This is a genomic window from Fischerella muscicola PCC 7414, assembly GCF_000317205.1.
In the GTDB taxonomy this organism is placed as follows: Bacteria; Cyanobacteriota; Cyanobacteriia; order Cyanobacteriales; family Nostocaceae; genus Fischerella; species Fischerella muscicola.
Window position 1 is genome coordinate 39,444 of record NZ_AJLK01000124.1, and the last position, 15,426, is coordinate 54,869.

General features: G+C 43.1%; 12 protein-coding genes. 2 read left to right on the forward strand and 10 right to left on the reverse strand.

Annotation, left to right across the window (positions count from 1 at the left end; genetic code table 11):
- Positions 1–121 precede the first annotated feature (121 nt).
- The 5 genes from UYI_RS0119670 to UYI_RS0119690 all read right to left on the reverse strand — a co-directional run bounded on the left by UYI_RS0119670 (position 122) and on the right by UYI_RS0119690 (position 6,758).
- The gene (locus UYI_RS0119670) at positions 122–1,792 is read right to left on the reverse strand and encodes a serine/threonine protein kinase (protein WP_026086061.1); all 1,671 of its coding nucleotides are present in this window, start codon (positions 1,790–1,792) and stop codon (positions 122–124) included.
- 270 nt (positions 1,793–2,062) lie between these two features.
- Positions 2,063–4,030 (reverse strand): BamA/OMP85 family outer membrane protein, encoded by a 1,968-nt coding sequence (locus UYI_RS0119675; protein WP_016868391.1) that lies wholly within the window; start codon positions 4,028–4,030, stop codon positions 2,063–2,065.
- A gap of 201 nt (positions 4,031–4,231) precedes the next feature.
- Entirely contained in the window at positions 4,232–4,663 is a 432-nt protein-coding gene (locus UYI_RS0119680; RefSeq protein ID WP_016868392.1) for a DUF2358 domain-containing protein, read from the reverse strand.
- Positions 4,664–4,725: 62 nt separating this feature from the next.
- Positions 4,726–5,829, reverse strand: coding sequence for a glycoside hydrolase family 10 protein (locus UYI_RS32965; RefSeq protein ID WP_016868394.1), 1,104 nt, complete (start codon positions 5,827–5,829; stop codon positions 4,726–4,728).
- A 113-nt stretch (positions 5,830–5,942) separates the two neighbouring features.
- Positions 5,943–6,758, reverse strand: a complete 816-nt coding sequence (locus UYI_RS0119690; protein WP_016868396.1) for a DUF1206 domain-containing protein — start codon at positions 6,756–6,758, stop codon at positions 5,943–5,945.
- 397 nt (positions 6,759–7,155) lie between these two features.
- Here UYI_RS0119690 and UYI_RS0119695 point away from each other — a divergent pair, with 397 nt between their 5' ends.
- Entirely contained in the window at positions 7,156–8,019 is an 864-nt protein-coding gene (locus UYI_RS0119695) for an alpha/beta fold hydrolase (protein WP_016868397.1), read from the forward strand.
- A 3-nt stretch (positions 8,020–8,022) separates the two neighbouring features.
- A complete protein-coding gene (locus UYI_RS0119700; RefSeq protein WP_016868398.1) occupies positions 8,023–8,613 on the forward strand; it encodes an Npun_F5749 family FMN-dependent PPOX-type flavoprotein in 591 nt (196 codons plus the stop codon).
- 217 nt (positions 8,614–8,830) lie between these two features.
- Here UYI_RS0119700 and UYI_RS0119705 read toward each other — a convergent pair whose 3' ends face one another.
- The 5 genes from UYI_RS0119705 to UYI_RS34185 form a co-directional block, all read right to left on the reverse strand.
- Positions 8,831–9,283, reverse strand: coding sequence for a chemotaxis protein CheW (locus tag UYI_RS0119705; RefSeq protein ID WP_016868399.1), 453 nt, complete (start codon positions 9,281–9,283; stop codon positions 8,831–8,833).
- A 5-nt stretch (positions 9,284–9,288) separates the two neighbouring features.
- Positions 9,289–10,179: an ATP-binding response regulator gene (locus UYI_RS39100; protein ID WP_235147982.1), complete on the reverse strand. Its 891-nt coding sequence runs from the start codon at positions 10,177–10,179 to the stop codon at positions 9,289–9,291.
- Positions 10,086–11,804 (reverse strand): Hpt domain-containing protein, encoded by a 1,719-nt coding sequence (locus UYI_RS32975; RefSeq protein ID WP_035138823.1) that lies wholly within the window; start codon positions 11,802–11,804, stop codon positions 10,086–10,088. The genes UYI_RS39100 and UYI_RS32975 overlap by 94 nt, the downstream gene beginning before the upstream one ends.
- Before the next feature lie 326 nt (positions 11,805–12,130).
- Positions 12,131–14,491, reverse strand: coding sequence for a GAF domain-containing protein (locus UYI_RS32985; protein WP_016868401.1), 2,361 nt, complete (start codon positions 14,489–14,491; stop codon positions 12,131–12,133).
- Positions 14,460–15,398, reverse strand: a complete 939-nt coding sequence (locus tag UYI_RS34185; protein WP_157226369.1) for a GAF domain-containing protein — start codon at positions 15,396–15,398, stop codon at positions 14,460–14,462. Before UYI_RS34185 ends, UYI_RS32985 begins: the two co-directional genes overlap by 32 nt.
- Positions 15,399–15,426: the final 28 nt, after the last annotated feature.

Here is a 15,426-nt window from a genome sequence, read left to right on the forward strand (position 1 = left end):
CCCCAATTTAGTACATTTACACAGGGCTAGGTTCAGTTTAATTCAGTCTACTAGAAGTAGACATAGACTATTAACCCGCAATAAACTGCGGGCTTGTGGGCAACTAATTACCAACCACTAACTAATTATCATTAGTTTGTGTCGTTGTCTCACTATTTTCTTGTTTAACTTCCTTTTGTGGTTTTTGTTCTGATTGACTATCAAAGTTAAGATTTTGCTTGACATCCTGGGTTGGAACTACTACCTCTGGGGGATTTGACTGTTTTGATCCCCTATTTGGCAAGATTGGCACAACAACTGAACTAGAATCATTTGTTGATGGCGGTGGTGGAGTAAGCTTGATTTTAACTGAAGATGGTGGTGGTACTGACTGATTTACTGGAGATGGAGAAGGAGAATTTTGACGAGAGTTGCGTATTTCTCGCAGTTTTTCCACTAGAGATGGCGAAGAAAAGGTACTGGGTGTAGTGGGTGATGATACTTGTTCTGAAGATTGTCCTTGTTGTAAATCTTCAGTTTGAGAGTTATTTCTGGTTGATTCTTCTGTGGAGTTGCGATTTGAGGTTTCTGGTTGAGAATAACGCCGATTGCGCCGACTGCGTCGCCTGGAATTAGTAGCAGAGTTGACTGTTGACTGGGAAGTCTGTGAGGGTGTCGGCGAGGGTGTATCTGTGGATCGTATTTCTGCTGAAGTGCTTTGATTAGGTTGTTGAAAAACTGGTTTAGGAGTTGGTTGCTGGGGCTTGTTAAACATGGTGGTTATACCAAAACCTGCTGTTGCAGCAATCACAGCTACACCACTACCCAGAAGTACTTTTGGCGATCGCAGTTTTTTACTAGCAGGATTAATTTTGGCAAACAGTGATGAAAATTTTTTTTGATTCGCTATTTTTTGTTTAGGTAAGTTTTCTTGGTGCAACTGGGCAGATAAATCAATAGTTGGCACTGTTTGCGTAACTACGGGTACTGCTATCTGATTTATCCCGTCTCCTGGTAGCAACTTCAACCACTCTGCCACTGTTTGGGGGCGGAACTTGGCTTCAATTGCCATACCACGCATCACAGCTTGATTTACTGCTGCACTTAGGTGGGGTTGCAATTCGCGGGGTGTGGGCATTTGTTCGCGATCGCGCAATAATGCAGGCATGGGTACTTGTCCGGTTAACAGTGAATACAAGGTTGCTGCTAAACCGTAAACATCCGTTGCAGGTGTGCGCGGTGCTTGCGATAAGTATTGTTCAATTGGTGAATAGCCCTCAGACACCATACCCGTGTGAGTCTGCCTCACCCCACTATTAAATTCGCGGGCAATACCAAAATCAATCAGTACTACTTCCTGAGTTCCTTGGCGGAGAATAATATTATCCGGCTTGACATCTCGGTGCAGCAGGCCATTTTGATGCACTACTTGTAAAGCAGCCCCGATTTGCCGAATATAATGAATCGCTGTCGCCTCTGGTAGAGGAATTCCAGGTAAAACGTATGCTTCCCCTAAAGTTTCACCTGGAATGTACTCCATCACCATGTATGGCAGCCCAGACTCGACAAAAAAGTCGCTGACCCGGACAATATTGGGGTGGACACATGTAGCCAAGCGCCTGGCCTCATCCTGAAACTGACGCTCAAACTTGGCAAAATCAGGATGTTGTCTTAGCTTTTCATTCAGGGTTTTAATCACTACTACATGGTTTAAAAAGTGATGAGTAGCTTTGAAAGTTATGCCAAAGCCACCCCGACCAATTTCCTGGTCTAAGGTATACTTTCCACCCTGCAATTTTGTACCAGCTAGCATAGTGTTTTGATTTGGGATTTGAGATTTAGATCTGGGCATCCATTTTTAGATTTTAGATTAGCGTCAAATATTATCCTAATAATCTAAAATTCAAAATCGAATATCTCGATGGTGATCGGGAATCGGGAATCGGGGTGATGGGGTGATGGGCAGTGGGGGAAGTGTGAGGAGTGGGGGAAGTGTGAGGAGTGGGGGAAGTGTGAGGAGAATAATATAGTAACCAATTCCTCCTTGTCCCCCTTGTCCTCCGTGTCCCCGATCCTTTTAAAATTAAAAACGCTGACCGATACCAAAGTGAAATTTGCTTTCACCTTGGTCGTTGATGCCGTAGTCAGCGCGAATTAAGCCTAAGGGTGAATTAAAGCGTATACCTGCCCCGTAACCAAAACCAATACCTGGTTTACCACGTACTCCCCCTGGGTTGCCGAGTACAGTGTCACCAGAACCCAAATCAGAAGCGAAGTCACCAAACACAACGCCACCGAAATTTTGCCACACAGGAAAGCGGTATTCTGCTGAAGCTAATACGTAACTCCGACCACTACCAAGCTGGCCAGAATCATAACCACGTACAGAATTTGGCCCACCCAAGTTAAATGTTTGATAGGGTGGCAAATCACCAATCACGGTTCCAGCTTGCAGATTCACAGCAAATACCTGTGGCTGTTGAGAGTCAAATAATTTAATTGGCACAAATTGACTATAATTCGCCTCCAGGCGATTCATCGAAATTTCACCCTGACCGATAGGAATTGATTGTTCTGTTTTCAAACGTAAAACAGATCCTTGAGTTGGGTTAGCGGGATTATCCCGATTGTCTTTGTTAGCAGTAAAAGATACAGTTGTCAAGTCGTCAATGCCTGTACCACTAAAAGATAAAGGATTACCTTGGGCATCTACAGGGGTAATTTTACCGTCGCTATCGCGGATGCTAGTCCGACTGTAATTAAATCCTAAGCTGGTATCCCAGCCTTCAATTGGTCGCTGGAATGTTAAACCACCACCAAATTGTCCTTCCCGGACTTTATCGCCATTGGCTAATTTAATTTCATCATCAAAGGTATTCGACAACTCCCGATTCCGGAAAGCACCTACACTGTAACCAAGGGCATCAGGGTTATTGCTGCGATAGGGATTAGTAAACTTAGTATTAAACTGGAGGTCACGCGCGCCTACTTGGAGATTAGCGCCAAAAGAATTGTTAACGCCACCAACATTCTGGTCTTGAAAGGAAAGACTACCTACTAAACCTTGGTCTGCATTATAATTGCCCCCGACATTCACAGAACGTGCGCCCCTTTCCTGGAGTTGGTAAATGACGTCTAGCTTGGTTGCATCGCCTTCTAGGGCGACATTGACGCTGTCAAATAGTCCTAATTTATATAACTGTTGTAAGTCTTGTTTAACTAAATTTTCTTGAAAAAGTTCACCAGGCTTGAGTTTTATTTGTTGTCGGAGAAAATCTGTTTTCGTCCGCCCTGCTATTGGTTTACCTTGTTCATCTACTGTTTGACCTTGATCGTTGACAAAGCGAAACTTAATATCGCCTACTAACCCTTCTGCGACATCGACAGTTAAAACTCCTTCACGACTGGGCGTGATTGATAATACCCGCGCTACTTTGTAACCGTTGTCAGCGTACCATTGGTTGATTTGCTGTACTGCTTGCTGCAAGTTAGCAGGGCTAATTGGCTTCCCGATTTGAGATTGAAATGGTTTTAAGGCTTGCTGATAGTTAAGGGCTTTTGCACCAGAAAATTGTAGCGATCGCACGACGACAGGTTGTACTTGATAAACTACATTTAATCCTGCCTTGGTACTGTGGCTATTAACGCTGGCATTAGCAAATAAACCAGTGTCTAAAATTGCTGCCACATCTTGTTGTAACTGAGTTTGGCTAGTTTCGCCGCCAACTTGAGTTTTGATAATCTTGCTCACAATCTGCTGCAATTCTGGTGTTCCACCAACAATTTGTACATCCGTCGCAGTCACAATTAAATTACTGTCAGTAATTTCTTTACCTGTGTCTTTGTTTTGGGAAAATTGGGAAACGACAACTGTTTCCGGTGATGCGATCGCATTTACCTGTGCAGGTGTGACTTCGGTTACTGGTAATACTACATTTGCAGTTTTTTGATCCTGAGTAGAATTATTCGCAGGTACGGCTGTTGCTTGCTGAGTCACATTGCCAGTGGCTAAAGTAGCTAAAGTAAAAATTGCAGCAGAAGAAATTCGCATAATTATAGAGCCTAATTGACAGGAAGTTAGCTTGTACTTGTTGACCGAGGTTAGGCAATGGCGATAACACTAACTACCAGTCCCCTCCAATTATTTTCGGATAGATACGCCATTTATACCTCTTGCCCTTAAAGACAGCCAGAGGGAATTTTTTGTTTCTTGAGTGTTTAAATAAACGCTCAAGGGCTGACTACAAACGCATTAATTATGAGCTTTTCCCTTACGAAAAAATTGCTGTAAAATTTCCCCAGGTTTTCTATCCCAAGTGTCAATGTGTTCGTATATCAAGCCATCTTGGTTGAGTTTATAGGTAGAATATCCATTAAAAAATATGTGTGCTTGCCAAGGAACACGTAATACACCACGCACAGTCCATGTTGCTGTGATAATATCTTCAGCTGACTGATAGACATCGTGTAAATCGAAATGTATCTCTGTGAAAAATAAGCGAGCGTGAAAACGCAAAGTCCAGAAAATGATGCGATAATTGATTTTACCTTTAAATTTATTAACAGGGTCTTGAAAATATATATCTTGTGTATAAATATTATAGGAAATATCTTTTGCAAAAAGTGTGGGTAAATCGTGTTTCAGAGTTTCTATAACTTGATTAATTTGCGTTTGATAATCCACGCCTATTGCCTCTAAAAAATAGTGTTAAAAAGTCTTATTAATGTTTGCCAAATAGAAGATAATTATGTGCGATTTTCACTTAATCTATTCAAATCCGCAACCGAGGGAAAAGTCGCTGCTTGGGCATAAGGGCCTCTCCGTAACACCTTCGCTAGGGCATTATTATTTTCTCGTAAACCTTCGTAGAAAAAGAATACTTCTCCTGAAATACCACAAGCACGATTCAACTCAATTGCCTGTAAAAGCGGATTAGCACTGATTTCATAGGAACCAATTTTCATTAAAATTCCTGGCGCTAATCTTGCTAATTCTATACCTGCTAATTCCTTGTGAAGCAGCTGCTCAAGTGTACATCGATAACTGAAGACATTACGGCGATATATCTGTGGATGCAAAATATCCACTAACCCTCGTTCCAACCAAGTCGGCGAGTCTTGCAGATACTCCTGAAATCCCCAGCCAGGAATATTAGGAGCCATTGATACTATTAAATTAGGATTTATGGCTTTGACTGATTGATATAAACGGTCAAGAAATTCTGTGAGAATGTCAGCACGCCATTTTAACCACTGATAGTCTTTGTAATTTTGTGGGGGATTCTTACCAAGCTGCTGGCGATAGCGTTCTACGGTAATTTGGTCATAACCGCCTTCGCAAGGTAAGGCAGGCAAGCGGTCATCACCTTGAATACCATCAACTTCGTAATTTCGCGCAACTTCTAGTATTAAACTCAACATAAAATTTTGAACTTCTGGGTTGAGAGAGTTCAACCACTCAAAGCCGTTTTTCTTGAGTAAATTACCCTTACAATCACGGGCAGCCCATTCTGGTTTTTTTGCTAACAGTTGTCCCCCATTCATATTGTAGGAACTAGCAAATCCGTATTCAAACCAAGGGATGACTTTTAAACCAACTCGATGCCCAGCAGCAACTACTTCTGCTAGCGGATCACGCCCAAGAAATGATGGGTCTATTTCTATACCGAAACTCTGTTGCATAACTTGACTAGGATATAGTGTTGCTCCCTTACCCCAGACAACTGGAAAGACAACATTAAATCCTGTCTCAGCTAGAAAGTCCATTGCTGAAGCAATGCGTTCCTGAGAACGAAGAACCTTGCTATCGGTAGTTGTGAGCCAAACGCCTCGAGTTTCAATAATAGTCATCTTAGGGAACTCTTAACAGGGAATGGGGAACTTGGGCGCACAGGAGAGGGAGTGCCTTCTGCCACGGCGTTCCTTGTTCGCCCGCAGTGCAGTGCAAAGAGCGCCTCCTCTGCCTAATTCGTTCCTAGCTGACTATACCGTGCTTGCACCACCATATATACGCCATAGGCAATTAAGCCTAATGCCACAATACCTAGAAGCCAAGGCCCGTAAGGTTGTTGTGCTAGAGTCTGCAATGCTCGGTCTAAACCTCCTGCCTGAGTTGGATCATACTGAGTTGCTGCTTGAATTAAAAACCAGCCAATTATGCAGAATACTACACCCCGTGCAGCTACGCCAAATCTGCAAATTGTCATTACCCATTTGCGCTCTGCGTTACTCAATTCTGTTAAGTTTAGTCTTTTACGAATGTTATTACTAAAAGCTTGATAAAACTGATAAAAAGCAAAACCAATTATGAATGCTCCTACTGTGCCAATTAGCCATTGACCAAAGGGTTGAGAAAGTATACGTGCAGTCCAATCTTGAGTAGAGTTACTATTACTATTCCCACCAGTACCCAGAGCAAGTTTGATCGCAGTGAAAGCTAAACCAGCATAGATTAAATCGTTAATTACATAACCAATTCTTTGTGCTAGTCCTTTGGCATCTGTCCCTTTATTTTCTGGATCTTTGATGGCTTCTACAAAACGCCAAATCACATATCCAAGTAAGCCGATCGCTATTAAAGCTAGTAAAATTTGACCAAATGGCTGTTTGACTATTTCTTGGAGAGCGCCCTGAGAATCTGTGGTTTTTCCACCGCTTCCTACTGCTGCTTGCAATGCTAGGAATCCAACAATGGCGTAAACTACTCCTTTAGATATATATCCAAATCTAGCTAGTCGCTCAATCCAAGATGATGGATGGTGTATAAGTTGCTGTGTCATAGTTTTTGAATATATTCATAGCTATGCTTTTAGCAGGATATAGCTATGTTTTTCATCCATCTCAAGGAGAATTGCAGATTTTCAAGAGGTTGATTTATTAGTTTAATATAGTTGCTGAGAAAATCAGATTTTTTCTATTTAACGAACCGCCAAGACGCCAAGAGCGCCAAGGAAAGATAGATTTTAGTTTGTCTTTTAAGATATTTACTTAGAAAATTATGTTAGACTAGGTGAGAAATATAGTTATTTTTAAAACTAGTCAAGATATTATTATATTTAGAGAGTTTAATTATTATTTCGAGATTTGTTTTTCTAGTTGAAAAGTTTACGATTGGGGAATTTAAATAATTAGTTATGTCCTCAAGTTAATAACTATTTTTTAGGAGGTAGGTAAGTTATGTCTGTGCTAGAGGCTAACTGGAAGCACGATTATATAACTACTAACGGAATTAGGCTGCATTATGTCACTCAAGGAGAAGGGCCATTGATGTTGATGCTGCATGGCTTTCCTGAGTTTTGGTATTCGTGGCGGCATCAAATTCCAGAATTTGCTAAATATTTTAAAGTTGTGGCTGTAGATTTGCGCGGTTACAATGACAGCGATAAACCTAAAGAACAATCTGCCTATGTAATGGATGAATTTATTAAAGATATTCAGGGAGTAATTCAGGGATTAGGATACGAAAAGTGTATTTTGGTTGGTCATGATTGGGGTGGTGCGATCGCTTGGTGTTTTACCTATGCTCATCCAGAAATGGTAGAGCGATTAATTATATTAAATATCGCTCATCCAGCTAAGTTTAGTGAAGGGTTACGTACACCAGTGCAATTGCTCAAAAGTTCTTATGTGTTTTTATTTCAACTGCCTGTGCTACCAGAATTCTTGATTCAATCCTTGGATTATCAACTACTTGAAAATGCTTTTAAAGGTATGGCAGTGAATAAAAATGCTTTTAGTCAAGCTGATATTGAAGCTTATAAAAATGCTGCTGCTAAACGTGGAGCATTGACAGCAATGTTGAATTATTATCGCAATATTTTTCAAGGTCAAATTTTTAATAAAAATTGGGGAGTTTTAGAAGTTCCAACGTTAATGATCTGGGGTGAGAAAGATACTGCACAAGGGAAAGAACTCACTTACGGTACAGAAGCTTATGTGAGGGATTTACAAATTAAATATATTCCCGACTGTAGCCACTGGGTACAGCAGGAACGACCGGAATTAGTAAATCAATATATGCAGGAGTATTTGGGGCTTTAAACTATGTCTATTGCTCCTTGGCGAAATGCGATCGCTCGCGCTCTTCATCGCAACCGTAGCCTTGTTTATGCTCGTTACTTACAACTAGCAACCGTAAGAGCTGATTGTCGTCCTGCAAATCGTACTGTGGTGTTCCGTGGTTTTTTAGAAGATACCAATAAGCTCAAATTTATCACTGATGATCGTAGTGAAAAAATTGACCAAATTCAACAACAACCTTGGGCAGAAGTTTGTTGGTATTTTCCTAATACACGCGAACAATTCCGCATCAGTGGTTGTTTAACTCTGGTAGGATGTGATAATTTTGACCCAGTGTTACAACAAGCCCGCAATACTACCTGGCAAGAACTTAGTGATGCTGCACGTATACAGTTTGCTTGGCCTCATCCTGGTAAACCCAGGAGAATGGAAGAACAAAAAACCTTTGTCCTTCCACAACCTGATCCGATGCAGCCACTAGCAAATTTTTGTTTGTTGCTACTCGATCCGGTTAAGGTAGACCACTTAGAATTGCGTGGTGAACCACAAAATCGCTGGCTTTATTGTTACGATGACCAACAAAAAGAGTGGTCTATCCAGGCTATCAATCCCTAAGTGTTGTTGGGTGTTTAATTGTTAGGCTCTTCCACATCTAAATTACTTATAATTCATTCTCCAAAATAAATTCCTCTATCACCTCTTACCTCTGTGTTCTCTGCGCCTGGTGCGGTTCAATAAATAACTTTTAAACCGCAGAGAACGCAGAGAGCGCAGAGAGGAAAAAAGAGATTTTATGAGTCGCCTTGAAAGGACTGGGTAATTATCCTATTGCTTAACAACATTTCAAAACTTGTTGCATGTCTAATAAAAAAATAGTTTTTGTGGCTTTTTCTTGTGAAACTATAATGGCGTGACTAACGATTTCAAGCAAACCAGACTGATAATAAGACTGTGATAATGGTTGCATCATTTCTAGGGGCAACTCAAGCAAATCGGGTGGTTCATATATGAGAATTCCGCAGAGTTGTGCTTGAGAAATGGATGTAATTATTAAAAAAGATTGGCTTTCTGGTAATTGATGCACATTTTCTATGCCTAAGCGCTGATGTAAATCTAAAACTCGGATTACGTGACGACCAATCTGGATTAGTCCCATTTTGCTGAGTTTGTGATTCTCTTCACCAGGACAATTCACAACCTTTAATACTGCTTTGATTGGTAGCGCTAAGCAGTAATCTGCCACTGTAAATGTAATGAATTTTTCTGCCTTGGACTGGTTTTGCATGGTTTTTATGTAGCCCTCTCCAGCAGATTTGCCACCATCGCTAATAGCTTTTGTTCCATGTAGGGCTTAGTCATATAGACAGTGGCTCCCAATTGCAAAGCAAGCAAGCGGTGCTTTTCGCTACTTTGAGATGACAGAATTAAGACAGGAATATCTGCTAAACCAGGGATTTGTTGGCGGGATCGCAGAAATTCAAATCCGTTCATCCGAGGCATTTCGATATCACAGATCACTAGCTGAATATCGCTGAGGTGCTGGAACTGCTCAAGCCCCTTGTGGCCATCCTGTGCTTGAAATACAGAGTAGCCAGCTTTTTGCAGAGCGATCGCTACAGATTGGCGCGTAGTTAGTGAGTCGTCTATGATCAAAATCCTTGCCCCTGCTTTGATATCGGAGTTGGAAGCAGATAGCGCTGGTACGATAGTATGAGACTGAGACAGTAACGGTTGTTTAGGGCTTGGTGGCAGCAGGGAGGGGATTGACTTTGCCCAAACCTTAGAGGTTTGGACATTGTACTGCTTAGCCAGAACTTTTTGGAGCAATGTTCCCCCATCTATCACCAATGCTAACTGACCACTAGCCAGAATACTAGCGCCGTGAACATAACTGGGTGCTGTAATCATTGACCCCAAAGGGCTAATTACCAATTCCTGCTCCCCTATGAGTTGCTCGACTTCTAAGCCAAAAAGTTCATCTTGGCAGCGAATCAACAGTACGGGGAGTGGGGAAGCAGGAGTGGGAGGGTGAGAAAGGGGGATCGGAGAATTGTAATCTAGAATACTCGCAAGTGAGTAAATTGGCACTAGTTTCTCATCCTTCTCCTTACCCCAGCGGAGAAATTTGTTGCTATTTCGCTCTTGGATTTGATGAGATCGGGGAATGAGAATTTGTTCAATGGCATCATCAACAAAGGCATAGGTTTTGCAGCCAACCTCACAGATGAATAACTGAGCGACAGAGTTTCTAGCTGTTGCAGAATCTGGGGAAAACGACCAAATATCTCACCTAAAGGTAACATTCGGGCTTCGATTAAAGCACCTTGGGTAATTTTCAGCAATTGCTGCTGCTTTTGTGATGTTTGCTGAGAGGCTCGAGTCAGCAGGTCAATAGCTTCAGCAGTTTCTGCTAGTTGTACCGTATGATCCAGAAGTGACTGAATCAGGTAAGCGTTGTCACCAGGCTGTGTCCAGAAATGAGAGTGAGTTGGCACAATGGTTGACGATCGCATAGTCTTAGAGGCTTTGCGGGCTTTCTTGGCAGAAGTTGTTGGCGATCGCTCTAGTAAGCTAGCCTGGCGCTTGTACTGATCTTGAAGTTGAATGAGGAGTTTTTGATGTTGTTTAATTTGGTTGAGAAGCCTTTTACTGCTAGCTTGTAGCTGTTCGGTCTGAAGCGACTGATGATTTTGGTTAGTGACTAATTCGCCAATAGAGTAATTAAGCTGGTCTAGATGCTTCACACTCACCCGGACTGTGGGAGACGGTGAAACTTGCTCTTTAGGAGGTAGAGGATTGAAAGGACTAACAGATTGCTTCGGTTGCGGAGAATTGTAGACGGCGCTGGGGTCTTGGTCTACGCTCACATCAGAGTTGTTTTGTGTAAATTGCTCTAAGTGTTGTTCCGTTATTGGCTCAACTTGGGTTGTCTGTTGTCCCCAAATGCTCTCTAGAGAAGGAATTTCTGCCTCATTGCCTGTTGCCGAGCTAGAGGTAACAAAAAATGCCTCAATCTCAGTGCTTTGCTCGGCAAGTAGTTGTAACTCACCAGAAGGTTCACCACCTTGGATGCGATCGCCAGCCAGCACTGCTGCATGTCCGGCTTGTAAGTCCCGCAGAGCAAGTTGAGTGATGAATACTGCTTGGTCTGGATGGTTGTCCAAAGCAGTAAGTACTGTTTGTGCGATCGCTCCAAATCCCGGTAGATTTAAAGATTCTGCTAAACCCAGGAAAACTTCTGCTTGAGTTCGCAAAAGAGCAGCAATTTCTTCAGGCTGGCCATTGTCTAAAATTGCGGCAATTTGCTCTAAGCGCTGAGTCACACCAATTTCAAATAGGGACTGGGTTAAATCGAAACCCAACTCTGCTGAGGTAGGAAGGTATGCTTCCCGACCAAAAAAGTCTCCTAATTTTTCTTGTAGTCGGGCAAAAATAGCAGCGGCTCGATCTAAAATTTCAGCCTGATCAATCGAGCCACCAGTCAGTTCCGCAACTAAAGGCAGTCGCAGACATTCAAATCCTTCAAATAGTAAGGCTTCAACTTCGGGATCAATGACCACATCGGGTTGACACAGGGCTTTAAAAATATCTTCTAGAGAATGAGCCACCGTAGCAATGGTTTCTAATCCCACGCTCGTTGCTGCCCCTTTTAAGGTGTGGGTAGCTCTCATCAAGTCATTAACTTGATTGATGCCCCAGTTTTCTCTGAGGTTCAACAAACCTTGTTCCAAAGCTTGTAGGAGTTCTGGTGCTTCTTGCAGAAAGTATGGATACGTTTGCTCACGGATAGTCGGGTCTTTGGTCATGCTTGAAGGTTTATAGTTTTCTCGTTAAGGCAGGTGGGAAGGTGGGGAACTCGGGCCCCTGGTGGGGATTAGGGGCAATGGGGGGCTAGGGATCCCCACTTTGTGGGGTTGGGGGCAATGGGGAGATGGGGGGCTAGGGGTCCCCACTTTGTGGGGTTGGGGGGCAATGGGGAGTGTGGGGAGTGTGAGGAGTGTGGGGAGTGTGGGGAGTGTGAGGAGTGTGAGAAGTAGAATAATAACCACTAACCACTGTACAGACGTGCCATGGCACGTCTGGTACAAACAACCATCAACGACCAACAACCAACCACCAACAACCAACAAATTTAGCTGACTTTGAATTGTTCGCTCTTGGATTGGAGGTCTTGAGCTGTTGCTAGAAGCTCTTTGAAAGATGCGGAAATCGTGACAGAATCCTTTGAGGTTTTGTTGGCAATCGCTGCTACCTTTGTCATAGTTTGGCTTAACGATTGGCACTGCTGGGTTTGTTCCTGGGTGGCGTGGGTAATACCCGTGACAAGTTGGCTAATTTCAGCCGTAGCATTGACGATCGCATTAAGATTCTGACGAGCTTCATTGACTACAGTGGTTCCCGAGGCTACTTGTTGAATACCCATTTCCATCGCTCGAGAAACTTCAGCTGTATTGAGCTGAATTTCCTGCACTAGTTCCTCAATTTCAGTAGCTGCATTCGCCGAGTGACGAGCAAGCGATCGCACTTCATCAGCAACAACACCAAAACCACGCCCAAACTCCCCAGCGCGTGTGGCTTCAATCGAGGCGTTTAAAGCCAGCAGTTGGGTTTGGGTCGTAAAGCTGCTAATCAAGTTGACGACTCTAGAAATCTTTTGGGAAGATTCAGAAAGGCGCAGCAGTCGCTGGTTGGTTTCCATGACTGTTTCTCGGATGTCTTCCATCTCATCCACGGTGCGATCAATGGCTGCATCCCCCGCCATCACTGTCTGATTTGCCTGCTGAACTGCGGCTTCGACTTGGTGAGCGTTGATTTTCACTGCTTCGGTTGAGCTAACCATCATCCCAATTCGTTCCAAGGCTTGTTCGAGAGCCTGGAATTGCTCTTGAGCATTAGTTGCTAGCCTCGTGATGGCAGATCCATTTGCTTGAGAGATTTGAGTGACTTGAGTGGCGGCAGTTTGCATCTGAATGACGATTTGTCGTAAGCTACCTAAGGTGTTGTTATAGGCATCAGCAACAGTACCAACTTCTGTGTCTGTGACTGGAGCGCGGACGGTGAGGTTGCCTGCCAATGCAGGTCGGACTGCTGTTAGTAATCGGATCACTTCTTGTTGAAGCCGCTCTTTGGCAGTCTTTTCTCGGTAAGCAGCTTCTGCCAATTGCTGCGATTGTTGTTGCAGTTGCTGGATGTATTCTCCCTGCTGGATGGCAATGTTGAGTTGAGCAGCAATTTGTTTGACAAATTCAATGTCTGTTTGCTGCCAATGGCGAGGGGCGCTACACTGGTGGATGCAAAACAGGCCCCAAAGTTCTTCTCCTTTGAGTAAGGGTACAACTAAGTTGGCTCGTACCTGAAACTGGGAAAGAACGTCGATATAACAATTCGCCAAGCCTGCCTGATAAATATCGTCGATCGCACAGTACCGTCCCTTTCTGTACTGTTGGGCCATCTCTTTGCTGAAGCAATTATCTGTAACTTTGACTGCTAATGCCGAAACATAACCCGGTTTGACATCCTCAGCAATAGTTTCTCCATCACGGTAGCCGGACTCGGTGTAAAATTTGTAGAGGACGACGCGATCTACCTCCATGAAATTACGGATTTCTCTGGCAGTGGTCTCAAAGGTGTTTTGCAAATCGAGGGACTGCCGAATTCGCTCAATTGTCTTACCAATTAACTTTTCCCGCTCAGCTATCTTCACCAGTTGTTCTGATGTAGTTCGCAGTTGTTCGATGTAGTCTATTTGCCGTATTCCTACACCAATTTGCACACAAATTTGTTTCAAAGCTCTCACTTCAACCTCTGTCCATGAACGAGGTTCACTGCTTTGGAAAACACCAAGTAGACCCCAGAGGTTGTTGTCCTGGAAAATTGGTGTGAGTACATAAGCTTTGATTTCCATTGCCTCTAAATTTGCGATCGCATCCGGCGAGTGACCAGAGGTATAAATATTATTCACCACTAGGCTTTGACGATGGCGATACAAATCTTCTGTGTTTGGGAAGACAAATCCCATATACCACTGTTGCCAAGTATCCAAGCCTTTGATTACCGACTCTGCAACCAGATTGCTACTGCCATCGGCATTGCAGCGACAAATTGCTACGCGATCGCACTTCAGCAACTGCCGCACTGTTTGGCTGGTAATGCGAAAAATCGTGTCCAAATCCTGAGACTGGAGAATCTTAGGAATTAGCTGGGCAACTACATGGTCTACTTGAGCAGCTTTAGCCATTTGTGTGGCTTGTGTCTCTAGCTGCCAGACGTACTCTTTCTCTTGCAGAGTTCTCCCCAGTTGCAAAGCAATGCCAGTCAGTAAGTTGACATCAATTTCTAGCCAATGCTTGAAACTGCTGTGTTGAAAGGCACTTAATAAGCCCCAAAGCTTTTCTCCTTGTTTAATAGCAACAATCAGGCAGGATTTAACGCCAAAATACTCCAAGGTTGCTAAATGACAATCACTTAAGCCAGCGGTGAAGTTTAATTTCATCTTCTAGCCAATGCCTAGTGTCGCTGTGTTGATAAGCACATAACAAGCCCCAGAGTTCCTGCCCCACAAAAATGGGAGCGATCGCACAAGCTTCAATCTGGAAGTTTTCAAAGGCTTCTAAATAACAATCACTGCCACCAGTAATACGAGCAACGTCATCTACTACATAGGGTTTATTTTCCCGAAACAGGCCACCTTGGTGCTGCTTGAGATAGGTATCATCCCAACTTTTACCGACTATTGAGTGTAAATTCGGCACTTTAGACTCAAAGACAAAATGACCACAATAGTCTGAGTTAAACTTGTAAATGGCGACTCGCTCGACATTGAGGAGTTTTTGTACTTCTCGAGTTGTAGTCTGAAATATGTTTTCCTCATCGATTGTCTGGCGGGCCTTTTCGCTGACACGGGCTAGTGCTTGCTGTTCGTTGCGAAAAATTAATGACTGCAAACTTAGCCTCAGTTCAGTCACAATCTGGTAGAGCAGAGTTCCAAAGGCGATTATGGGTAAAGATTCCTTCAGACTAGGTGTATAACCGTTTACCATCGACTCAGCTAAGACAACGCCTTGGTTTTGGCTCTGAAGCTGATATAACAAAACTCTGTCAGCGTGTAAATATTGCTGAACTTCAGTGACTGTAGCCGCCAATAGAGTATCAATTTTTTCTGCCTGGCGCATTTGCTTGGCAATGGTAAATAACCAATCCATATTCATAGAATCTTTGCTCCAGGCTGGTACATCACTACTGTTACCACTCCTAAATGATGAGTTACCAAAAATAACAGGATTGAATCTTGATTCAGATTGCTCTAAGTTCTGCATAGTTGCATCTGGCGAGTTAGCATCCAGGGTTAAATCTGCTGACGAATCAGTAATTTCTTGGTTGTCTTGGGTATTATTTTTCATGAGTTGCCTCATGAATCGTGCAATTGGA